Below are 24861 nucleotides of genomic sequence, written 5' to 3'. Positions count from 1 at the left end.
TCAGGCTCCAATGGTCATTTGAGAAGGCGCGGGCCGAACGTCGGATAGGGGGCTGGCAAGCGTGCCAAACAGGCTGAAGCGCTCAAGCTTTTCGATCCGCACCGGCAGCACCTGGCCGATGATGCCGTGCGGTGCCATGACATGGACCGGCTGCAGATAGGGGCTGCGTCCGACGATCTGCCCGGGATTGCGCGCGGGGCTCTCGAAGAGCACGTCCATGGTGGTGCCGATCGCCGCCGCGTTGAAGGCCGATTGCTGGCTGTTGATCAGGTCCTGAAGCCGCGCCAAACGCTCGTCCATCTCAGCCGTCGACACCGTCTCCTGCATCTCCGCCGCCGGCGTGCCGGGCCGCGGCGAATATTTGAACGAATAGGCGGCAGCGTACCCGATTTGCGTGACAAGCGCGAGGGTGGCGGAAAAATCTTGCGCCTTCTCGCCGGGGAAGCCGACGATGAAATCCGATGAAAAAGCAATATCTTGGCGGGCCCGCCGAAAACGTTCAATGGTTTCGCAATAATCCCGCACGGTATGTTTACGGTTCATCGCGACCAAAATCCGGTCGGAACCGGATTGCACCGGCAGATGCACGAACGGCATCAGCGCCGGCACGTCGCGATGGGCCTCGATCAGGCTGTCGTCGACATCGCGGGGGTGGCTGGTCGAATAGCGCAGCCGTGCGATGCCAGGAATGTCGGCAAGCCGATATAGCAGCTTGCCGAGGCTCCAACTCGTCCCGTCCGGTCCTTCGCCGTGATAGGCGTTGACGTTCTGGCCGATCAGCGTGATCTCGCGCACCCCGTTGTCGGCGAGCCGCTTGACGTCATCGACAATCTTCTCGACCGGACGCGATACTTCCGCACCCCGCGTATAGGGCACGACGCAGAAGGTACAGAACTTGTCGCAGCCCTCCTGCACGGTCACGAAGGCGGAAATTCCGCGCGCGCGGATCGCGCTGGGCGCAGGCTGCGGCAAAAAGGAAAATTTGTCCTCGGCCGGAAACTCGGTCTCGGTCGCGCGGCCTTCGCTGCTCGCGCGGGCGATGAGCTGCGGCAAGTGATGATAGCTCTGCGGCCCGACCACGATATCGACGGCCGGCGCGCGGCGGACGATCTCGTCGCCTTCGGCTTGCGGGACGCAGCCGGCAACCGCGATGCGCATCTCGCGCCCCTCGCGAGCGGCTTCCTGCTTGGCGACGCGCAACCGGCCCAGTTCGGAGTAGACCTTCTCGGAAGCCTTTTCCCGGATGTGACAGGTGTTGAGGATTACGAGATCCGCATCATCGGCGTTGTCGGTCTCGACATAGCCCTCGGATGCCAGCGTATCCACCATGCGCTGGGCATCGTAGACGTTCATCTGACAGCCATAGGACTTGATGTGGAGTTTGCGCTTCGGACTCATGAACCCTGTTTAAGTGTCGGCACGGCGCGCGCTGGTCTAAAACATGATCTTTTCGGAAAGACGTACCCCCGATCATGCGCCACGCACGTGGCTCAGATATAGGCTAAACCGGTGAAAATCCAGCGACAGAGGCCGAATTTTGCTCAGTTTGAGCAATCAGGGCGGGCAAATGCCGCATGTCGTCAAAGATCGCCATCGCCCCGGCCTTCTCCAGGATTTCCGCGTGGCCGGCGCCGCAATGGCTACCGCCGTGAAAGCCAAGGACGGCCATTCCGGCCCCACGGGCTCCGGTTACTCCGGGAACACTGTCCTCGATGACGAGACATCGTTCCGGCGATACGTTCATTCGGCTGGCCGCGAACAGGAACAAGTCGGGTGCGGGTTTCCCGCGTCTGACCTGAGTGGCCGAGAAGATATGCGGCGCGAACAGGCCGTAAAGCCCGGCGCAGGTCAGGCCGTGCTGGATCTTCTCGGGAGTGCCGCTCGAGGCCACGCATTTCGGCAGGGCGATCGCGGAAATCGCTTCGGCGACATGGGCAATCGCCTTGAGATCTCCGGCATAGAACTGCAGCGTCGCATTCTTGACCTGATGCTCGACTTCATCTGGAAGCGGTCGGCCGAGTTCGGTTTCGATGATCAGGCGTGCCTCGCGATCGGAGACACCGAGAAAGCGACGCAACACCTCGTCTTCCGTGATCGGGTAGCCGTGTCGCGTCAACACGTCGGCGTGCGCGCGGCAGGAGATGACCTCGCTGTCGACCAGCACGCCGTCGCAGTCGAAGATGATGAGATCGATCGCCACTTAGGTTGAGGTCTTGTCCTCGTCCAGCGGGACGCAATACAGCTCCAAGCGGTGATCGACCAGCTTGTAGCCCAGCTTGCGGGCGATTTCGGCTTGCAGTTTCTCGATTTCCTCGGAGGTAAATTCGATCACCTTGCCGTCGCGCAGGTTGATGAGGTGATCATGGTGGCTATCGCGCATCTGCTCGTAGCGGGCGCGGCCTTCGCGGAAATCGTGCCGCTCGATGATGCCGGCATCCTCAAACAGCTTCACCGTGCGGTAGACCGTCGAAATCGAGATCTTGTCGTCTACCGCGACGCAACGATGATAGAGTTCCTCGACGTCGGGATGATCCTCGGCTTCCGCCAGCACGCGGGCGATCACGCGGCGCTGCTCGGTCATCCGCATGCCGGTGGCGGCGCAACGCGCTTCGATGCCCGACGTTTTTGGTGCTGACGAAGGTTTCAATGCGGTCATGGATTGTTGCCCTGAGAGCTGGCGCCTTGTGCCACCATGTCCATGTTACGACAAGTCACGGCGCATCAGAAGCGCGTTCGATTGTTCCCCGGAGGCGTCTCGATAATATCTTTCGCGGCGGCCGACGACGGCAAATCCGGCCCGCTCGTAAAGCCGTAGCGCCGGGCGGTTACTTTCCTCAACCTCCAGAAATATAGTGCGCACGCCGCGGGCTGCGAGGTGGCCGAGATGGGTGAGAAGCAGGTTGCGGGACAGTCCCTGGCCGCGACAGCGCGGATCGATCGCGATCGACAGGATCTCCGCCTCGTCGGCGCCGAAGCGGGAAACCGCAAAGCCGATGATTTTTCGCCCCAGCTTCAGGCGATGCACGAGCGTGTTGGCCTCGCCCAGCATGCTCTCGAATTCGCCTTCACCCCAGCCGCGGTGAAACGAGGCGCCGTGCAGCTCGGCAAGTCGCGGCGCGTCCGCGAGCGTCGCCGGTTCGACCAACGCGCTGCCCTCGCCGCCCCAGAAATCGGAGAGCCAATTCATGATGTCGCCGCCGCCTGCGGAGCCCGGGCCGGCTGATTGGAGGCCGGCTTCGCATCGGGGGGACGCAGATAAAACGGGCGGGCCGGCGCTGTAGCGGGATCGACGGCGGCGCCGAGCCAGGCCACCCAGGCAATGTCGGGCGCTGCCTGTGCGTCGACCTTGACCGGCGGCGGCGCCTCGCTCGGCCAGCGCTCGGCCAATATCCGCGCGGCATTTCCGACGAGGTAAGGTGCGCCGAACCGAGAGGCCTGCAACGCTTCACCGATTGGCGCGACCTTGGGTTCGACCAGCGAACTGCCGTCGCCGCCAACCACCTGGAAATACACCTGGTCGTGACGCGCATCGATCGCGGAGATGATCGGGTGCTCGTCATTCTCGCTGACGACGGGCGCCGCGTAAGCCGACAGCGTGGTCAATCCGACGACCGGCTTTTCCGCCGCAAGCGCAATTCCGCGCGCCGCCGACAGCCCGACGCGCAAGCCGGTGAAGCTGCCAGGGCCCGTGGTCACCGCGATGCGGTCGAGAGCGGCAAACGGCAATCCCGCATCCCTCATCACACCGGCAACCAGCGGCATCAATGCTTCCGCATGCCCACGTTTCATCGGCTGCGTGGCCTGCGCGATCAGGGTACCGGTGCCGGAATCGAGGATCGCGGCCGCGCAGGCGTCGAGCGCGGTATCGATGGCAAGGATCAACATGCTCCGCTCTTACCATGCTTTGCGGCGAAACAGGTCAAGGCTTCGTTCGCCGCCCAAGTCCCTCCGGCCGGCTGTGAATATCGTCTGGGCAGGTCGTTCTGAGCGGCCACCCTCAACCGGTGTCTTGCCTCGTAGACGCAACTGGAAATTGATATATCTCCTTGAAACTACGATAATTAATCGAAAATTAGCCGAAAATGAAAAAACTGGGGTGTTAGCAAGCAAGGCTTCCGTCCCTCGCGTCGATCGCGCTCGTCGCCATGGACATCACAATCGGTTTGATCCTCAAGGAGATTTCAAGATGTTCAACGGCCGCGCACGTGGAGCGGAGCTGGCGAAATCGCTGGCGCTGGAGTTCATCACCGCCAATGTCATGATCGCGGATGCCAACCTGAACATCGTCCATGTCAACCGCGCGTTGACGCAGTTGTTCACACGCGCGGAGGCCGACATCCGCAAGGACCTGCCAGGCTTTTCGGCGACGAAGCTGGTCGGCAGCAACATCGATATTTTCCACAAGCGTTCCGAGCGCCAGCGCCAATTGCTCGGCTCTCTGAAAGAGCAGCACCGCGCCACCATCGAGATAGGCGGCCGCAGCTTCGATCTCGTGGCGACGCCCCTGCGCGACGGTCAGGGAAAGCCGGTTGGTGTTGCGGTCGAATGGAGCGATGCGTCGGTAAGGCTGCAAAACCTCGAACTCGCCGCGGAAGTCGCTGCGGCCGGCAAGGCTCAGGCCGTCATCGAGTTCAACATGGACGGCAAGGTCATCACGGCCAACGAGAACTTCCTGCGCGTGATGGGCTACACGCTCGCCGAGATCAAGGGCAAGCATCACAGCATGTTCGTCGAGCCTTCCTATCGCGACAGCATGGCCTATCGCGATTTCTGGGCCAAGCTCAATCGGGGCGAATATGATGCGGCGGAATACAAGCGCATCGGCAAGGGCGGCAAGGAAGTCTGGATCCTGGCCTCATACAACCCGCTGCTCGACCAGGACGGAAAGCCGTTCAAGGTCATCAAATTCGCAACCGACGTGACCGCGACCAAGCTGCGCAATGCCGATCTCGCCGGCCAGATCGCGGCGATCGGCCAGTCGCAGGCGGTGATCGAGTTCAACATGGACGGTACCGTCATCACGGCCAACGAGAATTTCTGCAAGGCGCTTGGCTATTCGCTGTCGGACATCAAGGGGCGCCATCACAGCATGTTCGTCGACCCGGCCGAACGGGACAGCGCAGGCTATCGCGACTTCTGGGCCAAGCTCAACCGCGGCGAATTCCAGTCCGGCGAGTTCAAACGGATCGGAAGAGGCGGCAGGGACGTCTGGATTCAGGCGACATACAATCCGATTCTTGATCTGAACGGTAAGCCTTTCAAGGTCGTCAAATACGCCGCCGAGACCACGGCCCAGGTGATCGCGCGCCTGCAGGGCGAGAAGGTCAGCGGCATGATGGACCAGGTCGCGGCCGGCGCGGAGGAACTGAACACCTCGGTGCGCGAAATCTCCGAGGCCATGACCAAATCCAAGGATACGGCCGCGACCGCAGTCGACCGGGTCGAGGTGGCCGACCAGCAGGCGCAGCGGCTGTCGGCCGCGGCGGAGTCGATGCGCAGCATCGTGCAGTTGATCGGCGACATTACGGGGCAGATCAACCTGCTCGCGCTCAACGCCACCATCGAATCGGCGCGCGCCGGCGAGGCCGGCCGCGGCTTTGCCGTAGTTGCCGCCGAGGTCAAGAACCTCGCCAACCAGGCCAAGCAGGCCACGGACAAGATCGATCAGGAGATCGGCAATCTGAACGGGATTTCGGGCGACGTCGTCGGCGCCCTGGTCTCGATCAAGAAGGCGATCCAGGACGTCGCGGAATATGTGAACTCGACGGCGGCCGCGGTCGAGGAGCAAAGCGCGGTCACCAGCGAAATGTCGACCAACATGCAGCGCGCCGCGGCGGAAGCCGCCGCGATCGGGCGCAAGCTGGCGTAGGGTCTAGGTCGTCATTCCCGAGCACGCGCAGCGTGAACCGGGAATCCCGGGGTCGGTGCTTCGGACCGCCCCGGGAAGACCGTGTGCGTCGCGGTGCGACGCCCGCGGTCACATCGGCCGGACTTCGACCACGTCGGGAACGAAGTGCCTCAGCAGGTTCTGGATGCCGTGCTGGAGGGTTGCGGTCGATGACGGGCAGCCCGAACAGGCACCCTTCATGTTGAGATAGACGACACCGTCCTTGAAGCCGCGGAAGGTGATGTCGCCGCCATCATTGGCGACCGCGGGCCGCACCCGGGTCTCGATCAGATCCTTGATCATCTCGACGGTCTCGGCGTCCTCCTCATTGAAGAACTCGCCGTCCTCATCAAGCGTCGCATCGCTGCCTGCGCTGCCGTCAGCGAGCAGCGGCTCGCCCGACATGTAATGTTCCATGATGGCGCCAAGGATGGCGGGCTTCAAATGCTGCCAATCGCTGCCTTCCTTGGTCACGGTGATGAAGTCCGAGCCGTAAAATACGCTGGTGACGCCGGGCACGTCGAACAGGCGTTCGGCGAGCGGCGAGCGCGCGGCGGCCTCGCGGCTCAAAAATTCCATGGTGCCGGCATCGAGCACGATGCGGCCGGGAATGAACTTGAGGGTGGCGGGATTGGGGGTCGCTTCAGTCTGAATGAACATGGTTTTCTCCGGCGTCGCCGGTTCAAGGCCGGCGCGTGGGGGCTGTCTAGCAGATGGCGACGGCAAACGCACGATCAAGGGCGCAAAACAGCAGGTTCCCCCCTTTCAGGACAAGGCATCAAGGTCGCTGTCGCTGAGGTCGCCGGGTACGATCACCAGGGGAATTGGAAACGAGGCGACTGTCTTGGTCAGCATGGTGGTGAGCGGACCGGGCCCTTCGGCGCCGGGATTGGCGGCCAGCACCAACATCGCGATGTCGACATCCTGTTCGATGACGTCGAGAATCTGCTCGGCCGGATCGCCTTCGCGGATCACGCGTTCCGGCGTGATCGCGGCGATCCCATTGGCGCGTCCGGCGGCGCGGTCGAGCGCGGCATTCGCGTTCTCATGCGCTTCCGCGCGCATGATGTCGGCGACCCCAAGCCATTGCTGGTTCTGGTCCTCGGTCTCGATGAGGCGCAGCATCACCACGCCGCCGCCGACCCGCATGGCCCAGCGGCTGGCGTAATAGACCGCGCGATCCCATTCAGCGCTATCGTCGACAATGACCAGGCATTTCGGCTTGTGACCTGCCTGGTAGCTTCGTCGCTGGGTGGCCATGCATGTCCCGGCAATGCATCTTAACCGAGCCGCATGCTGCCACATCCCCTCCCGCCTGGGGAGAGGGAAGAGCATCAGCTTGCAACTTGCGCCGCGTTGCGCGGCGCAGCACCCTAGCGCTTACGGACGAAGCCGACGATGTCCTTTGTCGCCTTCATCGTCTCCTCGGCGATCGCGCCTGCGCGCTCGGCGCCATCGATCAGGATGTTGTCGACGTGGTCGCGATCGGCAACCAGCCGTTTCATCTCGGAAGCGATTGGCGATAGCTTGGTCACGCAAAGCTCGACCAGCGCGTTCTTGAAGCTCGAAAACTGTCCGCCGCCGAAATCGCGCAGCACGTCCTGCTTGCTGCGGCCCGACAGCGCAGCATAGATGCCGACGAGATTGTCGGCCTCAGGCCGCGACTCCAGCCCTTTCTCTTCCGTCGGCAGCGGCTCGGGGTCGGTCTTCGCCTTGCGGATCTTCTGCGCGATGGTATCGGCGTCGTCGGTCAGGTTGATGCGCGAATAATCCGACGCATCCGACTTCGACATTTTCTTGGTGCCGTCGCGCAGGCTCATCACGCGGGTCGCGGGTCCCGTGATCATCGGCTCCGGCAGCGGAAAGAACTGGCCGCCGACGAAACCATGGCCGCGGATCGAGTCGCCGAAATCGTTGTTGAACTTCTGCGCGATGTCGCGCGACAGCTCCAGGTGCTGCTTCTGGTCCTCGCCGACAGGCACATGGGTGGCGCGGTAGAGCAGGATGTCGGCCGCCATCAGCACCGGATAGTCGTAGAGACCCACGGAGGCATTCTCGCGGTCCTTGCCCGCCTTCTCCTTGAACTGCGTCATGCGGCTGAGCCAGCCGACGCGGGCCACGCAGTTAAAGATCCAGGTGAGCTCGGCATGGCCCGAGACCTGACTCTGATTGAACACGATGTGCTTTTTCGGATCGATGCCGGCCGCGATGAAGGCAGCCGTCACCTCGCGCGTGTTATGGGCAAGTTGGGTAGGGCCGCCCCAGACGTCGACGTCGACCGTGATGGCATGCATGTCGACCACGCAATAGATGCAGTTATGGGTTTCCTGCATCTTCACGAAGTTGACGATGGCGCCGAGGTAATTGCCGAGGTGCAGATTGCCCGTCGGCTGGACGCCCGAAAAAACCCGTTCCACGAAGGCCATGGCTAGCTTCCTGCTGTTTCGGGCCGTCGTTTGCCACGAGAAGCGTCAGCTACGCAAGTCGCGCGGCTTGCCGCTCCTGATCGCGTTGACCGCCGCGCGCCAGCCGGCGACGCCGAAAAGTCCGAGCAAGAGGAGGTAAATTGCGAGACCCCCGGCAATCGCCAGAATGATCGACATGGCCTGGGCCATGCCGTGCGCGGGTGCGCCCAGCACCGACAGACGCGCCGCAAGCCATAACAGCCCGGCCATGATGAAGGCGGCTGCTGCAATCCGCCCCAGACGTTGCCGCGTCGCAGCCGCCAGCGAAAAGCCGAATGCCGCCACGCCGCTTCGGGCCAACGCACCTGCATTGCTCCAGGCGCCAAGGGCGACACCCGCGGCAATGCCGCCTGCGCCGAACAGGCGATCGAAGATGAAGGCCGCGAGGATCGCGACGGCCAAGCCGATGAGGCTTGCCTTGAGCGGCGTGGCCGTGTCCTCGCGCGCGAAGAACGCAGGCGCCAGCGCCTTCGTGAGCACGTGCGCCGGCAAGGCCAGCGCAAGCCAGACCAGCACTTGCGCGGTGGCATTCGTGTCCTGCACCGTGAACGCGCCGTGCTCGAACAGAAGTCGCACAATCGGCTCGCTCAGCACGATCAGTCCCAGCGTCGCCGGCAGCGCCAGCCCCGCAGCCAGTTCGAGCGCATGCGACTGCGCCTGCGCAATTGCGCTTTCATCGCCGCTACGGACGCCGCGGGTCAGTTCGCTGACCAGCACGGTGCCCATCGCGACACCGACAATGCCGAGCGGCAGTTCGATCAGGCGGTTGGCGAAATAGAGCCAGGATACCGCCGAGGATGAGGATGAAGCGATGATAGCGCCGCCGACCATCAGGAGCTGCGGCGCGGAGTTGGCAACCATGCCGGGAACAGCGCGCGCGAAGAAGCCGCGCGTCTCCGCGTCAAGCGAGACCCGCAGCGGCCTCGCGATGCGGCTGTCTGTCCGTCGTGAAACCAGTATCAGCAATTGCAGGAGGCCGGCGACGCCCACCGTCGCGGCGAGCGTCAGCGCGACGAAACCGGCGTCCTCCTTGGCAAAGATGAGAGCGATCATCACCGCGATCAGCGCGATGTTGAACAAGAGCGGCGAGAAGGCCGTGAGCGCGAAGCGTGATTGCGCGGAAAACAGCGCCAGCATCACGGTCGAGGGGCCTGCGAACGCAACGTAAGGCAGCATCAGCCGCGCGTCATCGACGGCGAGCCTCAGCGTCTCCCGGCCGGCGAAACCGGGAGCCAGCGCGGTAAGGACGAACGGCATGAGGAGGCCCATCAGCGCCGTCGCGACGATCAGGACGGTGCTGACGGTCGCGAGCACCTTGCCGGCGAACGCCGCGGCGGCCGCCTCCCCCTTGCTCTCGCGCAGCCGCAGCCACGCCGGAACCAGCGCGGCGTTCAACGCGCCCTCCGTCAGCAGCCGCCTGACCACGTTGATCAATTGGAACCCGAGCAGAAAGGCATCCGCGATCGGGCCAGTGCCCAGCAATGCGGCAATCATGGAGTCGCGCACAAAGCCGAGCAGGCGCGAGGCCAGCGTTCCTGTCGAGACGGTGAGGAAAGAGCGGATCATGCGTTTCTCGAGAACGGAACCGTGGCTTGCTCCTGCGGGGGCGGGCATGATAGGCCGCGACAGGATTAACCTGCATTCTCGCCGCCTGGAAACCGGATTCTGGGCTTAACCGCAATTGCCGTAACAGGACCCCCAACCGAATGACTGACGCGAAATATGATGTTCTCGCCATCGGCAATGCGATTTTTGATGTGCTGGTGCGGACCGACGAGGCCTTTTTGAGCCGCCACGGCATGACCAAAGGCAGCATGGCCCTGATCGACGAGGCGCGTGCGACCGCGATCTACCGCGACATGGGACCCGCGACCGAAATGTCCGGCGGATCGGCGGCCAACACCATCGTCGGCATCGCAAGCCTGGGCGCGCGCGCCGCCTATGTCGGCAAGGTCAAGGACGATCAGATCGGAGCGCTCTATACCCATGACATCCGCGCCGCCGGTGTCGCATTCGAGACCAAGCCCGCAGCGGACGGCCCGGCGACCGGTTGCTCCTACATCCTGGTGACCGGGGACGGCGAGCGCACCATGAATACCTATCTGGGCGCGGCGCAGCACTTGACGCCGGCCGATATCGATCCGGCGCAAATCGCCGCGGCGCGCATCGTCTATCTCGAAGGCTATTTGTGGGATCCGAAAGACGCCAAGGACGCCTTTGTGAAGGCCTCCAAGATTGCCCATGAAGCAGGCCGGCAAGTCGCGTTGACGCTGTCGGATTCTTTCTGCGTCGATCGTTATCGCGATGAGTTCCTGGATCTGATGCGCAAGGGCGCGGTCGATCTCGTCTTCGCCAATGAAGCCGAACTGCGCTCGCTCTATTTGACGTCGGACTTCGATACCGCGCTCAAGCAGTTGCGCCTCGATGCGAAGCTCGGCGTCGTCACGCGCAGCGAGAAGGGTTGCGTGGTGGCCTCAAACGAAGGCGTGGTCGCGGTACCGGCATTCCCGGTCAAGACGATCGTCGATACCACCGGTGCCGGCGATCTCTTCGCAGCCGGCTTCCTGTTCGGCCTGGTGCGCGGCGCGGGTTACGAGAATGCCGGCCGTCTCGGCGCGCTCGCGGCCGCCGAAGTGATTCAGCACATCGGCGCCCGGCCGCAGGTGTCGTTGAAGGAATTGGTGCAGCAGAACGGACTGCCGGTGTAGGAGGGAACTATTCCATTCACCGCTCTCTCAGCACGTCATGCCCGGGCTTGACCTGGCTTGACCCGGGCATCCACGTGGGCTGATCGCCCGTTCGTGGATGGCCGGGACAAGCCCGGCCATGCCGAGAACGGGAGCTTGGTAGCTCTCACGCCGCCTTCTTGCCGCCGGCGGCACCGAGACCATCATAGATGCCGCGTTCGAAGCCGGCGAAGGCCTCCAGGCATTTTTGATCGGCAAACGGCAACGTCTGCATCAGAATCACGCCGGCAACATCGCGCGCCGGATCGATCCAGAAATAGGTGTTGGCGAGTCCGGCCCAGGCGAGGCTGCCGGGGCTGCGTCCCTCCGGCGTCTGCGCGGTGTTGATCAGGAAGCTCAAACCCCACTTCTTGACCATGTCGGGGTAGAGATCGACGTCGTTGGTGTAAATCGGGGCCGCCGTACTCATCTTCGTGACCACGAGGTCGCCGATGTTGTTCTGCGCCATCAACGCGACCGTCTCCGGCTTGAGCAGTTGATGGCCGTTGCCGCTGCCCTCGTTCAGGATCATCTGGCAGAATTTGATGTAATCGCCCGCGGTGCTGTAAAGGCCGCCACCGCCCATGTGAAATTCCGGGTCCTGCTCCAGCTCGAACGGCATCGGCGCGAGCACGCCATCGGCCCCGCGGGCATGCATCCCGACCAGCCGCCGGCGCATGTCGTCGCTGATTTTGAATCCGGTGTCGGTCATGCCGAGCGGCGCGAACAGATTGTCGCGCAAATAGGCGTCGAGCCGCTTGCCCGATACGGCTTCGACCGCCTTGCCGACGAAGTCGATGTTCGTGCCGTATTCCCAGCGTGAGCCGGGATCGGTCATGATGGGAGTCTTCAGCGCATCGTTCTTGCAGGTGATGATGCCGGGAACGCCGGTCTTCTCCAGATATTTCCCCATGTCGCCGTTCCACATGTCGTAGCAGAAGCCGGCGGTGTGGGTCATGAGCTGGCGCAGCGTGATTGGCTGCTTGGCCGGACGCAGTCGCGGTTCGCCCTGCGCGTCGAACCCTTCGAGCACCATGGGCGAGGCGAGATCGGGCAGCACCTTTCCGATCGGCTCGTCAAGCGCGAGCTTTTCTTGCTCGACGAGCTGCATCGCGCCGGCGGTGGTCACCGCTTTCGTCATCGACGCGATCCAGAACACGCTGTCGATCGTCATCGGGTCGTCCTTGGCGAGGTCACGTTTGCCAAATGCGCCCTGATAGATCACCTCGTCCCCGCTCGCGGCCATCGCGACCACGCCGGGAATTTCTTTCGCGTCGGATTTTTGACGCAGGACCTCGTCGATCTGAACGTCGCTCTGCATAGGGGATCCTCCCGTTAACCTTATTGGCGGGATGATCTTCCTCTCGGTCGCTTCATCCCGCAAGTAACGCTTTCTGTGCACCGCACGGGTCGCAATCTCGTGATCGGGGCGGCGTGCTCGGAGTGGCAAAAAGGGGACTACTCGAAATTCTGCAGCAATTTGCCGGGCAAAGCCGGCGTCGCAGCGATGAGCCTGCGTTGCATCGGCGATATGCTCCTTTGGTACTGCCGCTGAAACTATTTTCGCAGTAACGCGTTCGCACCGCAGTCAAATCGACGCTGACGGGCGACAAGTTTTTTATTTCGAATATTGGCGGCTGCCACCGGCCGCGAGGGGGCGATGATGATCTCGACCTGGAGCGAATGGAAGCGCTATCCCCGGCCAGGGCGCGGCGAGAACTTGGAAGCACCGATCTCGCCGGGCATTTACGAGGTTCGTTATGCCGCAACAGGCGCGCTGCATTCCTTCGGCGCGGTCGACAATGTTGCACAGGCCCTTGCGCTGTTGCCGGTGGGTGGCAAGTCCTGGTTCGGCCGTCGTGACCCAGCCGTGCTGCCCGACCTCGAATACCGCACCTGCGCCACCTCGACGAAGGCGGACGCCAAGGCCGCCGCGGAACGCATGATCGGCCGGCGCGAAACCTATCTGAGCGGCGCCGCCTGACTGCCCGCTTGGGCGTAGCCCTGAATGCAGCTTGAAGCAGCCGCGCGTCCTCGGGAGGTCGCGCCTGCGTGAGTTTCCGCCTATATTCACGGTCAATTCCAGAAAATCCGAGGAGTAACGCCATGACCCCTACCGCTGCTGCACGCGCTTCGCAGGGCGCCCAAACACTTCGCGAGAGGCTCAAGGATCCTTCGCTGCTGCGGGATCGCTGCTATATCGATGGCGCGTGGGTCGGTACCCCCGTCTTCGCCGTGAACAATCCGGCAACGGGCGTCGAGCTTACGAAGGTGCCGCAGATGAGCGCCGCCGATTGCACGCAAGCCGTGGAGGCCGCCGAACGCGCCTTCCCCGCCTGGGCCAAGCTCACGGCCAAGCAGCGCTCGAATATTTTGCGCAAATGGTACGAACTGATCGTCGCCAGCCGCGAGGATCTCGCGCTGATCCTCACCTCCGAGCAGGGCAAGCCGCTCGCGGAAGCGCTTGGCGAAGTCGATATCGGTGGTGCCTATGTCGAATTCTTCGCCGAAGAAGCGCGGCGCGTCTATGGCGAAACCATCCCGACGCAGAAGCCGGATGCGCGCCTGCTCGCGATCAAGCAGCCGATCGGCGTCTGCGGCGCGATCACGCCATGGAATTTCCCGAACTCGATGATCACCCGCAAGGTCTCGCCGGCACTCGCGGCCGGCTGCACGGTGGTGCTCAAGCCGGCCAACGAGACGCCGCTCAGCGCGCTCGCGCTGGCAGCACTTGCCGAGAAAGCGGGCGTGCCCAAGGGCGTCTTCAACATCATCACCGGTGATGCGCCGCCGATCGGCAAGGTGCTGTGCGAGCATCCGGCGGTGCGCTTCGTCGGTTTCACCGGATCGACCGAGGTCGGCAAGATCCTGTATAGGCAGGCTTCCGTCGGCGTGAAGAAGCTCGGGCTCGAACTCGGCGGCAACGCGCCGTTCATCGTGTTCGACGATGCGGATGTCGATGCCGCCGTGGAAGGCGCCATGGTTTCGAAATACCGCAACATGGGCCAGACCTGCGTGTGCGCCAACCGCATCTACGCGCAGGACAAGATCTACGACGAGTTCGTGCGGAAGCTTTCCCAAAAGGCCGCGGCGATGAAGATCGGCGACGGCACCGAAGCCGGCGTCACCCAGGGGCCGCTCATCAACATGGACGCCGTCGAGAAGGTCGAGCGCCATATTGCGGATGCGGTAAAGGGCGGGGCCAAAGTCGTCACCGGCGGCAAGCGCCATGCACTCGGGCGCACTTTCTTCGAGCCGACGGTGCTCTCCGACGTGCGCGCCGATGCGCTGGTCGCGCAGGAGGAAACGTTTGGGCCACTCGCGCCGGTGATCCGCTTCAAGGACGAGGCCGACGTCGTCGCGATGTGCAACAAATCGCCGTTCGGACTTGCCTCCTACTTCTATGCGCGTGATCTCGGCCGCGTCTGGCGCATCGCCGAAGCGCTGGAGTCGGGCATGGTCGGCGTCAACACCGGCCTGATCACGACCGAGGTTGCACCCTTCGGCGGCGTGAAGGAAAGCGGCCTGGGCCGCGAGGGCTCGCATCACGGCATGGAGGAATATCTCGAGATCAAGTATGTGATGATGGCGGGGGTGTAGGGCCACAGGTCACACGTAGGCCGGAGGTCACACTGTGTCGCCCCCGCGAAAGCGGGGGCCCATAACCACCGGCCGTGGTTGTTACGAAGGCTGTCAAACCTTGCTCGTCATGCCCGGGGCTTGTCCCGGGCATCCACGCCTTTTCTCGGCAGCGGCTAGATCGTGCCGCCATGACCGAGAACCCGTCGATAGATCACGCGGTATCGCGACGAGCCCAAGCGCTTGCGCGGAGGGTCCCGGCTTTCGCTCGGACGACGCACTAAGAGGCGTTGGCTTGGGCTACACTACCGCCGTAGCACCGCGATCATGCGGTTGGCGAAGCTCAGGCGCTCGGCCATCACAGAGACGAAATAGGTCAGCAGCTTCTGACCGAGCACCGGATGCTCGCGCTTGATCGCCTCGAATTGCTGCGCCGTCAGTGCATAGAGCACGCTTGCGACCTCGGCCTGAATGGTTGCGCTGCGCGGCGCATGTGAGACCAGGCCCATCTCGCCGATCGTGGTGTAGCGGCCGAGGCTGCGCACCCGGCTCGTGCCGCCATTCTCGGCGGCAATCATCACGCCAACCCGGCCGTCGAGAATGAAATGCATGGAATCGGCCGCTTCCCCTGCGCTGACCACGGTCTGGCCGGCCTTGACCTCGATCCGCTCGCAGCGGTGCATCAGCTCGAAGGCGTCGTCCTCAGTGCCGAGGATTTGCGTGAACCATTCGCGCAAATTCGCTTCCTCCCGCACCCGCCCCTGATGTTGCGCAATGATCTCGTTCTCGCACCACTCCAGCGCATGATCGAGCTCCGACATGATCAGAACGTCGGGCGAGATGAACTCGCTCGAGCGCAGCGCCTTCTCGGCCATTACAGGCAGATGGACCAGGACCAGCCTGATGCCGCGATCCTGTGCCGTACGCTTGATCTGCGCGAAGCTGAACGCGGCGGACGAATCGATGCCGGTCACGAGCTTGAAATCGAAGATGAGATAGCGGCATGCGCGGTGGCGCGCGAGCAGCGCCTTGACGTGCTGATAGAGCCGGTTGGCCGAGCCGAAGAACAGATAGCTCTGCAGATTGAGGCCCTGGACCTCGCTGCCATGCGCCGACAGTATCGTCTGATCGTCGCGCGAGCGGTCGAGCGAGCTGCGATATTCGGACCCGTCAAAGGCGAATTTGATGGAATTGATCCGCGAAGCGCTTAGCGCAAAAGTGCCGCAGCCGATCACCACGCCGATCAGGATGCCGGCGATGAATCCCCATTGCAGGATGATGCCGATGATCGCGAGCAGCGAAAGGTATTCGGTCAGCGACAGGCGGCGACGCGACTGCACGATCCATTTGTGCAAGGTGTCCGCGCCGAGATAGAGCAGAAGGCCGCCGAGCACGAATTTCGGCATATAGCCGAGCAGCGCCGGCGCGACGATCAGCATCAAGGCCGAGATTGCGGCTGTTGTCAGCCCGGAGAGCCGGCCGCTGCCGCCGGCACTGAAATTGAGCACGGAACGGCTGACCGAAATGCAGCCGGTATAGCCGCCGAGTACGCCCGACAGCATGTTGGCGATGCCGGTCACGTTCAGCTCGCGCTCGAGATCGGCTTCGCGATGGATTGCGACCTCGATGCCTGTCGTGTTGAACAGCGTGCTCGAAGCCGTGACGAAAATGACGGCAATCAGATTGCCGGTGAGATCCGGCAGTGCGAACCAGGGATAGTGGGCAATCGCAGTCACGTCCCATGGCGACATGAAAGCGATCTGCGATGGCGGCTGAAATGTCCAGCCGAGGCTCTGCGCTTCCGTCGTCGAAATGCCGAACAGGCGGAAGGCGAGGTGCGCTGCAATGGTGCCGACGATCAGGATGACGGGCAGGCCGAACGGCGTGCGCGAGCGGTGCCAGGTCAGGTAGAGCACGAGGGCCATCGCGCAGGCGGCCGCGAGCTCGTAGAGGGTCATCAGGTTGGCGAAGCTATCCAGCGTGGCCAATTGCAGCCGCTGCCCGGTGATGACGCGGACCGCGCCGAGCAGGATCAGGCAGCCGGTGGCGCCGAGAAAACCGCCGACCACGGGATAGGGCACATAACGGATGGCGCGGCCCATCCGCGTCAGCCCAAAGCCGCAGAGCACGACGCCCGTCAAGATGCTCGCCATCGCGAGGGTGAGGAAAACCGGTCCAAGCACCGGCGCGGCCGGGTCGGTCGCGATGATACGTTCGGCCAGCGAGGAGGCGAGGATGCCCGTCATCGCCGCGGTCGAACTGTCGGGTGCGCCGACGGCGAAGGGCAGTGAGCTGCCGAGCGCGAGGATCGCGGCAATGATCGCCGAGGTAATGAAGGTGCTGCCGACCCCATAGGAGAGATAAGGCGCCAGCGGACCGGCGAAGATCAGCAGCGCATAGGACAGCCCGAAGGTGACGGTCAGAACGCTGGCAGCGGTGCCACCAAGGACGTCATTGAGCGCGCGTGCAAGCGGCGGATGGAAACTGACCGTTCGAGCTGACACCGCGTGAATTCACCCCAGACACCCGTGCCTGTGGTAGACGAGGAGCGCGCGTCATCACAACCATATTTTTATGACTGTGGAACTCGCCCGATGCCGATGCGGCGACGGCGGTTCACTCGTCCCCAATCCGCCATGAGGGGCGACGCCCGATGCGAAGCGGCGGGCGTCTGCGAGCATCGGTTTCGGAGATGTAGGCTCCTTCTTTTCCCTCCCGTCATTCCGGGGCACGCGAAGCGTGAACCCGGAATCTCGAGATTCCGGGTTCGGCTCTACGAGCCGCCCCGGAATGACGGAGTCAAACATTGAGATCACGCTGCTAGACGCCGTCATTGCGAGCCAACGGGTCCGCGCGAAGCGCGGACCGATGCTTCGCAACGACGAACTCAGATTTTCAGCTCGCGCCCCGTGATCCGCCTGTAAGCCTCGAGATATCGCTTGCTGGTCGCCTCTACCACACTCGCCGGCAAAGGCGGTGGCGGGGCTTCGCCGTTCCATCGGCCGGCGCGGCGCTCGGCGTCGAGATAATCGCGCAAGGGCTGCTTATCGAAGCTCGGCTGCGGCTGGCCGGGCACATAATTGTCGACCGCCCAGAAGCGCGAGGAGTCCGGCGTCATCACCTCGTCGATCAGAATGATGCGGCCATCCTGATCCCGGCCGAACTCAAACTTGGTGTCGGCGATGATGATGCCCTGCTCGCGCGCGAGTTCTTCGCCGAGTCTGTAGATCGCGCGCGTCATGCTCTCCAGCGTATAGGTGACCTCGTTGCCGACGATCTCGCGCATGCGCGGGATCGTGATGTTCTCGTCATGCCCGGTCTCGGCCTTGGTGGCCGGGCTGAAAATCGCAGGCTCGAGCTTGGCGCTTTCCACGAGGCCGGCCGGGAGCTTCTCGCCGGCGAGCGTGCCTTGAGCGGCATATTCCTTCCAGGCCGAGCCCGAGAGATAGCCGCGGATCACGCACTCTATGGGAAACACCGTGGTGCGCCGGCACAGCATGGCGCGGCCCAGAATGTCCGCGCGATGCTGCCGCAGTGCCGGCACTTCGCGGATGATCTCGTCGGTATCGGCGGTGATCATGTGATGCGGCACGACGCCTTCGAGCTCGCTGAACCAGAAGGCGCTGATTTGCGTCAGCACCGCACCTTTCATCGGAATGGTTTCGGCCATCACCACGTCGAAGGCAGAGATGCGGTCGGTGGTGAGCAAGAGCAGCCGGTCGTCGCCGATGGCATAGATGTCGCGCACCTTGCCGCGCCCGATCTTCGGCAGGGGTAAATCGCTTGCGAGCACGGTCGTCATCGGCAGAACTTTCGAATTGACGCGCCCGCGGCAGCGTCCGCGGGCAGATGCGCTTGAGCTAGCCTATTCCGGCAGCGGAATGAACTCATGTTCTTGCGGAACGGGGGCGAATTTGCCGGTTTTCCAATCCTGCTTGGCCTGCTCGATCCGCTCCTTGCTGGAGGAAACGAAATTCCACCAGATGTGCCGCGGTCCTTCCAGCGCGTCGCCGCCCAGAAACATCATGCGCGTCGGTTGAAGCGTCTTCACCGTGATGGCATCGCCGGGCCGGAAGACCAGCAGCCGCGGACCTTCATAGCGCTCATGCGCGATCTCGACCTCGCCATCGACCAGGTAGATCGCGCGTTCCTCGTGGTCGGGGTCGAGCGGCACGCTGGTTCCGGCGTCGGCCGTGACCTCGGTATAGAACCAGGGCGATACCATCGCCACCGGAGAGGCAATCCCAAAGGATTTTCCCGCGATGATGCGCGCGGTGAAGCCGCGTTCGGCGATCATCGGCAGGTCGCCGGCCGCATAGTGCTGGAAGCTGGGCGCGATCTCCTCCTTGCCTGCCGGCAGGGCGATCCAGCTCTGCAGCCCGAGCATCTTCTGGCCGTCGCGGCGCTCGAGGGCGGGCGTGCGCTCCGAATGGGCGATGCCGCGCCCGGCGGTCATCAGGTTCATCGCACCGGGCTCGATCTCCTGGACGTTGCCTTCGCTGTCGCGATGCATGATCTTGCCGTCGAACAGATAAGTGACGGTGGCAAGGCCAATGTGCGGATGCGGCCGGACGTCCATGCCGGCGCCCGAGACGAATTGCACGGGGCCGAAATGATCGAAGAAGATGAAGGGGCCGACCATCTGGCGCTTGCCATGCGGCAGCGCGCGGCGGACCTGGAATCCGTCGCCGAGGTCGCGGGTGCGCGGCACGATCACGAGTTCCAGCGCATCGCAGGACAGGGGATCACCGAGCACGGGATCGTTTGAGGGCATCCAGCTCATGACAAGAGCCTCTTCTGTTGATCGCCGAGGAGCATAGCAGGATCGCGCGGCCGCCGTCCAAGGGAATGCAGGGGATTGCTCCCGCCGGCCGCAACATGGCATAAGACCCGCGCTGTGCGAGGCCTCGAGGCATGACCTTTACGTCGTGGCAGTTTGCCGTATTTGCCGCGATCGTGTTTGGCGTCTATTACCTGCCGCCGGTCAGGCCGTTCCAGGTCCACCTTCTCGTCGCGGCCAGCCTGTTGTTCTACGGATATGGCCAGCCGGAGCTGCTGCCGCTGCTCGGGGTTGCCGTCGGCGGCACTTATCTTTTCCTGGTGCTGGCGCTCCGCGATCGCCGCTGGCTGCCCGCCGGCATCATCTTCAACCTCGCACTGCTTGCCTTCTTCAAATACAAATTCCTGTTCTTCGATCCCAAGGCGCCCGTTCTCGTCGACGTCGCCGCGATCGACTTTCTCCTCAGGCTGCCGCTGCCGGTCGGCATCTCGTTTTTCGTCTTTCACAACATCAGCCTCTTGGTCGATCTGACGCGCGAGAAGAAGACGCCCGCCCCAAGCCTGACCGACGTCTTTCTCTACATCATCTTCTTCCCGCAGCTCGTGTCCGGGCCGATCACGCGCGCCGGTCTCTTCTTGCCGCAGATCGAGCCGAAGCGATTTTCGGACATCCCGGTCGTCGAGGCCGCGAAATGGATTTTGACCGGCTTCTTCTTCAAGCTTTACGTGGCCAACAACCTCAACGAGATGACGTCCTATATGGACTTCCCCTTTTATGAGACGCTGCAAACGCAGGATCGCTGGCTGCTCGTCATTCTCTACGGCTATCAGATCTACGCCGATTTCTTCGGCTATTCGGCGATCGCGATCGGGCTTGGACTTCTGTTCGGCTATCGTCTGCCGATCAATTTCGACCTGCCTTATATCTCGGCCTCGTTCTCCGAGTTCTGGACACGCTGGCACATCTCGCTCTCGACCTGGCTGCGCACCTATCTCTACATTCCCCTGGGCGGCAACAGATGCGGCAAGCTCCGCACCTATCTCAATCTGATCATCGTGATGGGCCTGGGCGGCCTCTGGCACGGTGCGGGTCTCAGCTATCTCATCTGGGGCCTCATGCACGGGCTCTTGCTCGCGGTCGAGCGGCCGTTCCTGAAGACGTTTGAGACGATCAATTCGGCGGGGTTTCGTGCGCTTCGCATCGCGGTCGTGTTTTCCTGCGTGACCATGCTCTGGATCTTCTTCAAGCTGCCGAATTTCGATCACGCGGTCAGCTATATCTCGGGCATGTTCACGCCCAGCACGAATCCGAACCCGACAAAACTGTTCCATGATCTCGCATTGTTGTATTCGCTGCCGGTGATCCTGCAGCATCTTCGCCTGAGCGCGCTGTTCGAGCGACGACTGGCGACATGGGAGCCCTATCTCTACGGTGCGTTGGGGGCCTTGGCCTATCTCGAGGCCGGACCCACGACCGCGTTCATCTACTTCCAGTTCTGACGCGATGCAGAAGCAGCAGGGATCATGGGCCTGGCTAGCGAGATGCGGAATGTCCGCAGCGCTGATCTTCGCCGCCTGCGGCCTCGCCACGGCGCATTTCGGACACGGGCTGCAGATGCCCGCGACGACCGCCAGGGACGGCACGTTGGTCACCCTGAACAGGTATATCGATAATCCCGTGGCTGATGTCGTGCTGGTCGGCAGCTCGCTCACCTTCCGCCTCCGGGAAGAATTTTTTGCCACGCCGGGCCTGCGTAATCTGGCGCTGGCCGGCGGCTCGCCGGTGACCGGGCTTGCGATCGTCGCGAACCAGCGGCGGCTCCCAAAATTGGTCCTCGTCGAAACCAATGTGCTGTCGCGCGCGCCCGATGCGGCGCTGATCGAGCGGTTCTCCGCCGCGTCGCACCAAGAACTGTTCTTTCGGCCCGTTCGCGCCGCGATCGCGGCCTACGAGAATTTCAGGCATGCGCCCGCCACGCATGAGCAAGTCGCGGCTTCCTTGCAGCAACTGATCGCGCAGCCGCCCAGCAATTTCGACAATCGCGTCTATCTCGCGCGCGCTCTGCAAGAGCGGGAGACGGAGGATCCGACCGCTGCCGCCATGGCGAATGTCGCAGAGATCGCCCGATTGAGCCGCTCGCTGGAGCAGCGCGGCACCCGCGTGTTGCTGATGGAATTGCCTTGCGAAGGGCCGATCGAAGCGGCGCGCTATACGCGCATCACCCGCAAGATCGTCCGCAAGGCGTTTCCGGACGCAAAGCAATGGCTGTCGATCGATGTCGACAGGGCCGAGCTGCGCTGGGCGGATGGCGTCCATCTCGACGAGCGCTCTGCGGTCCTGGTGAGCCGCGCTCTCGATGAGAGTCTCGCCAAGCTGGAAAGCCATAACGCCTCGCGCTGAACCAGGCGAGAGGCGTTACTGCCGCCCCAACTGCGTGGCCTGTGCGACGCTCTCGAAGCGCTCCAGCGCAAGAATCGCATTCGCAAACTGCTCCGCGCGGCCGTTGAGAACGGGGCGAGCCAGCGTCAGGAATTTCTGCTGCATCGCCTTCGCGTCGGGGAAGGAATTCGGCTCGCCCGAGGGGTCGGCATGCAGCCGCTCGTGCACGCCATCATCGGTCGTAATGGAGACGCGGGCGCCGAAGGGATGCGTGCGGCCGATTTCGAGGCGATCGTCCTGCACCACGTCGAACTTGTCGGCAAGCGCGTCGATTGCGGCGTCGCCAAGCCGATCGTAATCGTCCCAGCCGAAGCGGCCCTGGTCGAGCGCAACCGCGCCGGTGAAGAACATCGAGAACTGCCCGCCGACGATCGAGCGCGGGTGCCGCTTGGTGGCGGCGTCGCCTGTCAGCGTGATGCCGTTGCGGTGCAGCCCGATCTCGACGCGCTTGACCTGGTCCGGCGTCAGATTGTGCTCGCGCCGCATGGCGATAATCGCATCCAGCGCAGCATGGGTGTAGCGGCAGCTCGGATAGGGTTTTACGCCGATCTTCATGGTCTCGTAGGTCGAGCCCAGGCCCGCGGTCGCCTTGTCGGGATGCGGATTGTCGCTATAGCCGACGAGCAGCCCATGCTTGCCTTCGACCGCTTCGATCGAGCCGACGAAATCGTTGCGCGCGAGCGTGGCGGCGATCACGCCATTCATCGCGGCGGCGCCGACCTGGTAGCGTTTGTTCCAGGCGCCGTTGACCAGAAACTGCAGCGAGCCCGCGGCCTGGCTGCCGGACACGCCGAAGGCCGAGATGGTCTGCGCCTCCGAGAGGCCAAACAGTTTTGAGGCCGCTGCTGCCGCGCCATAGGTGCCCGCCGTCGCGGTCGGGTGAAAGCCGCGTGCGTAGTGCGAGGTCGGATCGAGCGCATTGCCGAGCCGGCAACAGACTTCATAACCGGCAACGATCGCGGTCAGCACCTCGCGGCCCGACGCCCCGACCATCTCGCCGACAGCAAAGGCCGCCGGTACCACCGGCGCGCTCGGATGCAACGAGGAATCCGCGTGGGTGTCGTCGAAATCGAGCGAATGGCCGAGCGCGCCGTTGAGCAGTGCCGCGACTGCAGGGGTCCAGGTCTTGCTGTCGCCGAACACGGTCGATTCGCCCTTGCCGTCGAGGGAAAGTCCCTTGAGCGTCCTAAGCAGCGAGGGCGTGGATTCGGCCTCACTCCGCGCGCGGATGGTGCTGCCGAGAAAATCCAGCGTCAGCACCTTGGCCCGGTCCAGCACCTCCGGTGGAATCTCCTCGAATTTCAAACCGGCGACATAGCCGGCCAGCGTGGCGGTTTCCTCTGCCATCCTGGTGTCCTTGTGACCACGGAAAATTTGCGCGAACTCTAAGTCTGCGGCCGGCGATCTTCAATGCTGCGGGCGCCCCAAATCCGCATTCCAGCCAGCCGCGCCAAGCGCGGCGCCATGGTCGCGGATGGAAACAGCCCCGAAGAAGAGATCGATGAGTAGGGCACGAAAGCCTCTTTGGGCTCTGGACGGCAAGGCATCAGAGGGGTAGGTCGGTCTGCCCCAGAATCCAGCCTTCCCGCTGCGCCCGGACGGTCCGATCATCGGCCATCTCGGCCCGGCGTCCGGCAACGACCTCGATCATTCCGCACAATCCGGCAAGGGCGTCGAAGGCATCCTCGCCATCGCCGCCCGCGCCAAAGCCGTCGTAGAGGCGTCGTACGATATCTGGATCGAAACGCACGCCGTGCCTTGACGCCCATTCGAGCAAGATACGGCTGGCGGTCGTCCGTCCCTGCTGCGAACGCTTTCCGACCAATCCTCGGATTCCAATGTGCCGGTAGGCCTCGGCGGGATAGGCTTCTGCAATCGTCAAGCCGCCCGTATCCAACTCCGCAAGCACGCCGTCGAATGGCCAGAGGCGGCCGCCGCGGCGCAGCGCCGGGATGAGGACCTCCCGCCAGCCGCAAAGGGCGGCCTTACCGACCTGCTTTGCCCCGACGGTCCAGAAAACCGACTCCGCGCGGAGCCGGTTTTCGGTTGCCTTATCGCAGTCGCGAAGCAGCTCGTCGAACGAGACGCATCCGAGGCGCTCGCATAAGTCCGCATGCCGTCCGCCCGCAGGATGCGTTCGATAGAACGGCTGCGTGGGAGAGATGTCGAACAGCGTTTCCGCCGGCGTGAAGAAACGCCGCGCATGCATGGAGCACGGCTCGGACATGAGGTCGAGAAAGTTGAGCCCCGTCCTGTCCAGATAGGCGGAAGGCAGACCGATGGGAAAATCGAAGCCGGCGAGCGTTCGGATGCCCGGCTTCAACAGATCATCGAGGAGCCGGTCGGGTGACGGCGTTGGCACCAGATGCTCGATCAGCCAATTATCCTGCAACGAAAGCGCGACAGCCGTCCAGCGCTTGGCCGGCAAGACGCTCCAGTCCGAATGGACGAGACGGTTGAAGCGGAAGGGGCTGGTCACCGCACACTCCGCTTCTGCTTACAGCGTCGCCGCGGCCTGCCGGAGCAATGTCCGCACGATCAGGCGGTGGAAGGGCATGATCAGTTGCAGATACGTCCTGCCGAGCAGGTTATGTGTGCGCACCAACGTGGTTGCGGTGATCTGCTGTCCGTTGTCGGTGGCGGCGACGTCAATGACGATGCGGAAATCGAGATGATGGTCGTCGAAGCCGGCAACCAGCCGCTCGGGCGTCGCGCCGAGCACCGGGAATATTCCGATTGCCTCGCCCGAAACTGATTCGCCTGCGCCCGAGGTCTTCAGGCCGAAGGGCCTGACCAGGATGTTGCGCAGCGTCAGAAGCGCCTCGATCCAGCGCGGTCCGAACGTCAACATCTTCTCCGCCGCCTGGCGCGCATCGAGTTTGGTCGCGGTTGTCGCAATACGAAACGCGTCAATGAATTGCGCGCCGAAGAGCAGGGCGGCGGGATCGACCTCGGGTGTGATTTCATGGGCTTTCATGGCGAATG

The 24861-nt window shown here is 63.3% G+C and carries 22 protein-coding genes; 6 read left to right on the top strand and 16 right to left on the bottom strand.

From position 1 onward, the window contains the following. From miaB to tsaB, 5 genes are all read right to left on the bottom strand, one after another. Positions 1 to 1398 carry a tRNA (N6-isopentenyl adenosine(37)-C2)-methylthiotransferase MiaB gene (miaB, locus tag P6U23_RS00165; protein ID WP_407177632.1) on the bottom strand — a complete coding sequence of 466 codons (1398 nt, stop codon included), beginning with the start codon at positions 1396 to 1398 and terminating at the stop codon, positions 1 to 3. Positions 1399 to 1501: 103 nt separating this feature from the next. Next, positions 1502 to 2200 carry an HAD family hydrolase gene (locus P6U23_RS00160; RefSeq protein ID WP_407177631.1) on the bottom strand — a complete coding sequence of 233 codons (699 nt, stop codon included), beginning with the start codon at positions 2198 to 2200 and terminating at the stop codon, positions 1502 to 1504. Next, positions 2201 to 2656, bottom strand: coding sequence for a Fur family transcriptional regulator (locus P6U23_RS00155; RefSeq protein ID WP_024509608.1), 456 nt, complete (start codon positions 2654 to 2656; stop codon positions 2201 to 2203). It abuts the gene before it with no gap. Positions 2657 to 2701: 45 nt separating this feature from the next. Further along, a complete protein-coding gene (gene rimI / locus P6U23_RS00150; protein ID WP_407177630.1) occupies positions 2702 to 3187 on the bottom strand; it encodes a ribosomal protein S18-alanine N-acetyltransferase in 486 nt (161 codons plus the stop codon). Next, a complete protein-coding gene (tsaB, locus tag P6U23_RS00145) occupies positions 3184 to 3885 on the bottom strand; it encodes a tRNA (adenosine(37)-N6)-threonylcarbamoyltransferase complex dimerization subunit type 1 TsaB (RefSeq protein WP_407177629.1) in 702 nt (233 codons plus the stop codon). The genes rimI and tsaB overlap by 4 nt, the downstream gene beginning before the upstream one ends. A gap of 301 nt (positions 3886 to 4186) precedes the next feature. Between tsaB and P6U23_RS00140 the strand changes: the two genes are divergently transcribed. Then, a complete protein-coding gene (locus tag P6U23_RS00140) occupies positions 4187 to 5869 on the top strand; it encodes a PAS domain-containing protein (RefSeq protein ID WP_407177628.1) in 1683 nt (560 codons plus the stop codon). 108 nt (positions 5870 to 5977) lie between these two features. Here the strand turns inward: P6U23_RS00140 and P6U23_RS00135 are convergent, their stop codons facing one another. The 4 genes from P6U23_RS00135 to murJ form a co-directional block, all read right to left on the bottom strand. Continuing rightward, positions 5978 to 6547: a NifU family protein gene (locus P6U23_RS00135; RefSeq protein WP_407177627.1), complete on the bottom strand. Its 570-nt coding sequence runs from the start codon at positions 6545 to 6547 to the stop codon at positions 5978 to 5980. A 105-nt stretch (positions 6548 to 6652) separates the two neighbouring features. Then, positions 6653 to 7147 (bottom strand): universal stress protein, encoded by a 495-nt coding sequence (locus P6U23_RS00130; RefSeq protein WP_407177626.1) that lies wholly within the window; start codon positions 7145 to 7147, stop codon positions 6653 to 6655. Positions 7148 to 7260: 113 nt separating this feature from the next. Further along, complete coding sequence (gene trpS, locus P6U23_RS00125) at positions 7261 to 8313, bottom strand: tryptophan--tRNA ligase (RefSeq protein ID WP_407177625.1); 1053 nt, start codon at positions 8311 to 8313, stop codon at positions 7261 to 7263. Between the two features lie 45 nt (positions 8314 to 8358). Then, a complete protein-coding gene (murJ, locus tag P6U23_RS00120; RefSeq protein WP_407177624.1) occupies positions 8359 to 9918 on the bottom strand; it encodes a murein biosynthesis integral membrane protein MurJ in 1560 nt (519 codons plus the stop codon). A 140-nt stretch (positions 9919 to 10058) separates the two neighbouring features. On the opposite strand from murJ, the gene P6U23_RS00115 reads away from it, so the two are divergent. Then, the gene (locus P6U23_RS00115) at positions 10059 to 11060 is read left to right on the top strand and encodes an adenosine kinase (RefSeq protein ID WP_407177623.1); all 1002 of its coding nucleotides are present in this window, start codon (positions 10059 to 10061) and stop codon (positions 11058 to 11060) included. A gap of 145 nt (positions 11061 to 11205) precedes the next feature. Here the strand turns inward: P6U23_RS00115 and P6U23_RS00110 are convergent, their stop codons facing one another. After that, positions 11206 to 12399 (bottom strand): serine hydrolase domain-containing protein, encoded by a 1194-nt coding sequence (locus P6U23_RS00110; protein ID WP_407177622.1) that lies wholly within the window; start codon positions 12397 to 12399, stop codon positions 11206 to 11208. Positions 12400 to 12741: 342 nt separating this feature from the next. Here P6U23_RS00110 and P6U23_RS00105 point away from each other — a divergent pair, with 342 nt between their 5' ends. Together P6U23_RS00105 and P6U23_RS00100 are read left to right on the top strand one after the other, a co-directional pair. Then, entirely contained in the window at positions 12742 to 13062 is a 321-nt protein-coding gene (locus tag P6U23_RS00105; protein WP_407181731.1) for a hypothetical protein, read from the top strand. A gap of 122 nt (positions 13063 to 13184) precedes the next feature. Next, positions 13185 to 14678, top strand: coding sequence for an NAD-dependent succinate-semialdehyde dehydrogenase (locus P6U23_RS00100; protein WP_407177621.1), 1494 nt, complete (start codon positions 13185 to 13187; stop codon positions 14676 to 14678). Between the two features lie 284 nt (positions 14679 to 14962). On the opposite strand, the gene P6U23_RS00095 is transcribed toward P6U23_RS00100, so the two are convergent. The 3 genes from P6U23_RS00095 to P6U23_RS00085 form a co-directional block, all read right to left on the bottom strand. Beyond that, complete coding sequence (locus P6U23_RS00095; protein WP_407177620.1) at positions 14963 to 17161, bottom strand: SLC26A/SulP transporter family protein; 2199 nt, start codon at positions 17159 to 17161, stop codon at positions 14963 to 14965. Between the two features lie 383 nt (positions 17162 to 17544). Next, positions 17545 to 18459, bottom strand: a complete 915-nt coding sequence (locus P6U23_RS00090; RefSeq protein WP_407177619.1) for a phosphoribosylaminoimidazolesuccinocarboxamide synthase — start codon at positions 18457 to 18459, stop codon at positions 17545 to 17547. 63 nt (positions 18460 to 18522) lie between these two features. After that, the gene (locus tag P6U23_RS00085) at positions 18523 to 19440 is read right to left on the bottom strand and encodes a pirin family protein (protein ID WP_407177618.1); all 918 of its coding nucleotides are present in this window, start codon (positions 19438 to 19440) and stop codon (positions 18523 to 18525) included. A 131-nt stretch (positions 19441 to 19571) separates the two neighbouring features. Between P6U23_RS00085 and P6U23_RS00080 the strand changes: the two genes are divergently transcribed. Beyond that, complete coding sequence (locus tag P6U23_RS00080; protein WP_407177617.1) at positions 19572 to 20936, top strand: MBOAT family O-acyltransferase; 1365 nt, start codon at positions 19572 to 19574, stop codon at positions 20934 to 20936. A 49-nt stretch (positions 20937 to 20985) separates the two neighbouring features. After that, entirely contained in the window at positions 20986 to 21837 is an 852-nt protein-coding gene (locus P6U23_RS00075) for a hypothetical protein (protein ID WP_407177616.1), read from the top strand. Positions 21838 to 21852: 15 nt separating this feature from the next. Here the strand turns inward: P6U23_RS00075 and P6U23_RS00070 are convergent, their stop codons facing one another. From P6U23_RS00070 to P6U23_RS00060, 3 genes are all read right to left on the bottom strand, one after another. Next, the gene (locus tag P6U23_RS00070) at positions 21853 to 23223 is read right to left on the bottom strand and encodes an MmgE/PrpD family protein (RefSeq protein WP_407177615.1); all 1371 of its coding nucleotides are present in this window, start codon (positions 23221 to 23223) and stop codon (positions 21853 to 21855) included. A 199-nt stretch (positions 23224 to 23422) separates the two neighbouring features. Beyond that, positions 23423 to 24355, bottom strand: a complete 933-nt coding sequence (locus tag P6U23_RS00065) for a DUF429 domain-containing protein (protein ID WP_407177614.1) — start codon at positions 24353 to 24355, stop codon at positions 23423 to 23425. 18 nt (positions 24356 to 24373) lie between these two features. Next, entirely contained in the window at positions 24374 to 24853 is a 480-nt protein-coding gene (locus P6U23_RS00060; protein ID WP_407177613.1) for a DUF2867 domain-containing protein, read from the bottom strand. Positions 24854 to 24861: the final 8 nt, after the last annotated feature.

The organism is Bradyrhizobium sp. STM 3562, assembly GCF_045571435.1.
Taxonomy (GTDB): Bacteria; Pseudomonadota; Alphaproteobacteria; order Rhizobiales; family Xanthobacteraceae; genus Bradyrhizobium.
The sequence above is the reverse complement of the archived record's forward strand: the minus strand, read 5'-3'. Positions and strand labels throughout refer to the sequence as shown.

Excerpts from the sequence above, each read along its gene's own strand:
- P6U23_RS00060 (WP_407177613.1), bottom strand. The coding sequence starts at position 24,853 with ATGAAAGCCCATGAAATCACACCCGAGGTCGATCCCGCCGCCCTGCTC.
- P6U23_RS00115 (WP_407177623.1), top strand. The coding sequence starts at position 10,059 with ATGACTGACGCGAAATATGATGTTCTCGCCATCGGCAATGCGATTTTT.
- P6U23_RS00090 (WP_407177619.1), bottom strand. The coding sequence starts at position 18,459 with ATGACGACCGTGCTCGCAAGCGATTTACCCCTGCCGAAGATCGGGCGC.
- P6U23_RS00070 (WP_407177615.1), bottom strand. The coding sequence starts at position 23,223 with ATGGCAGAGGAAACCGCCACGCTGGCCGGCTATGTCGCCGGTTTGAAA.
- trpS (WP_407177625.1), bottom strand. The coding sequence starts at position 8,313 with ATGGCCTTCGTGGAACGGGTTTTTTCGGGCGTCCAGCCGACGGGCAAT.
- rimI (WP_407177630.1), bottom strand. The coding sequence starts at position 3,187 with ATGAATTGGCTCTCCGATTTCTGGGGCGGCGAGGGCAGCGCGTTGGTC.
- miaB (WP_407177632.1), bottom strand. The coding sequence starts at position 1,398 with ATGAGTCCGAAGCGCAAACTCCACATCAAGTCCTATGGCTGTCAGATG.
- P6U23_RS00110 (WP_407177622.1), bottom strand. The coding sequence starts at position 12,399 with ATGCAGAGCGACGTTCAGATCGACGAGGTCCTGCGTCAAAAATCCGAC.
- P6U23_RS00155 (WP_024509608.1), bottom strand. The coding sequence starts at position 2,656 with ATGACCGCATTGAAACCTTCGTCAGCACCAAAAACGTCGGGCATCGAA.
- tsaB (WP_407177629.1), bottom strand. The coding sequence starts at position 3,885 with ATGTTGATCCTTGCCATCGATACCGCGCTCGACGCCTGCGCGGCCGCG.
- murJ (WP_407177624.1), bottom strand. The coding sequence starts at position 9,918 with ATGATCCGCTCTTTCCTCACCGTCTCGACAGGAACGCTGGCCTCGCGC.
- P6U23_RS00100 (WP_407177621.1), top strand. The coding sequence starts at position 13,185 with ATGACCCCTACCGCTGCTGCACGCGCTTCGCAGGGCGCCCAAACACTT.
- P6U23_RS00080 (WP_407177617.1), top strand. The coding sequence starts at position 19,572 with ATGACCTTTACGTCGTGGCAGTTTGCCGTATTTGCCGCGATCGTGTTT.
- P6U23_RS00075 (WP_407177616.1), top strand. The coding sequence starts at position 20,986 with ATGTCCGCAGCGCTGATCTTCGCCGCCTGCGGCCTCGCCACGGCGCAT.
- P6U23_RS00105 (WP_407181731.1), top strand. The coding sequence starts at position 12,742 with ATGATCTCGACCTGGAGCGAATGGAAGCGCTATCCCCGGCCAGGGCGC.
- P6U23_RS00140 (WP_407177628.1), top strand. The coding sequence starts at position 4,187 with ATGTTCAACGGCCGCGCACGTGGAGCGGAGCTGGCGAAATCGCTGGCG.
- P6U23_RS00130 (WP_407177626.1), bottom strand. The coding sequence starts at position 7,147 with ATGGCCACCCAGCGACGAAGCTACCAGGCAGGTCACAAGCCGAAATGC.
- P6U23_RS00135 (WP_407177627.1), bottom strand. The coding sequence starts at position 6,547 with ATGTTCATTCAGACTGAAGCGACCCCCAATCCCGCCACCCTCAAGTTC.
- P6U23_RS00085 (WP_407177618.1), bottom strand. The coding sequence starts at position 19,440 with ATGAGCTGGATGCCCTCAAACGATCCCGTGCTCGGTGATCCCCTGTCC.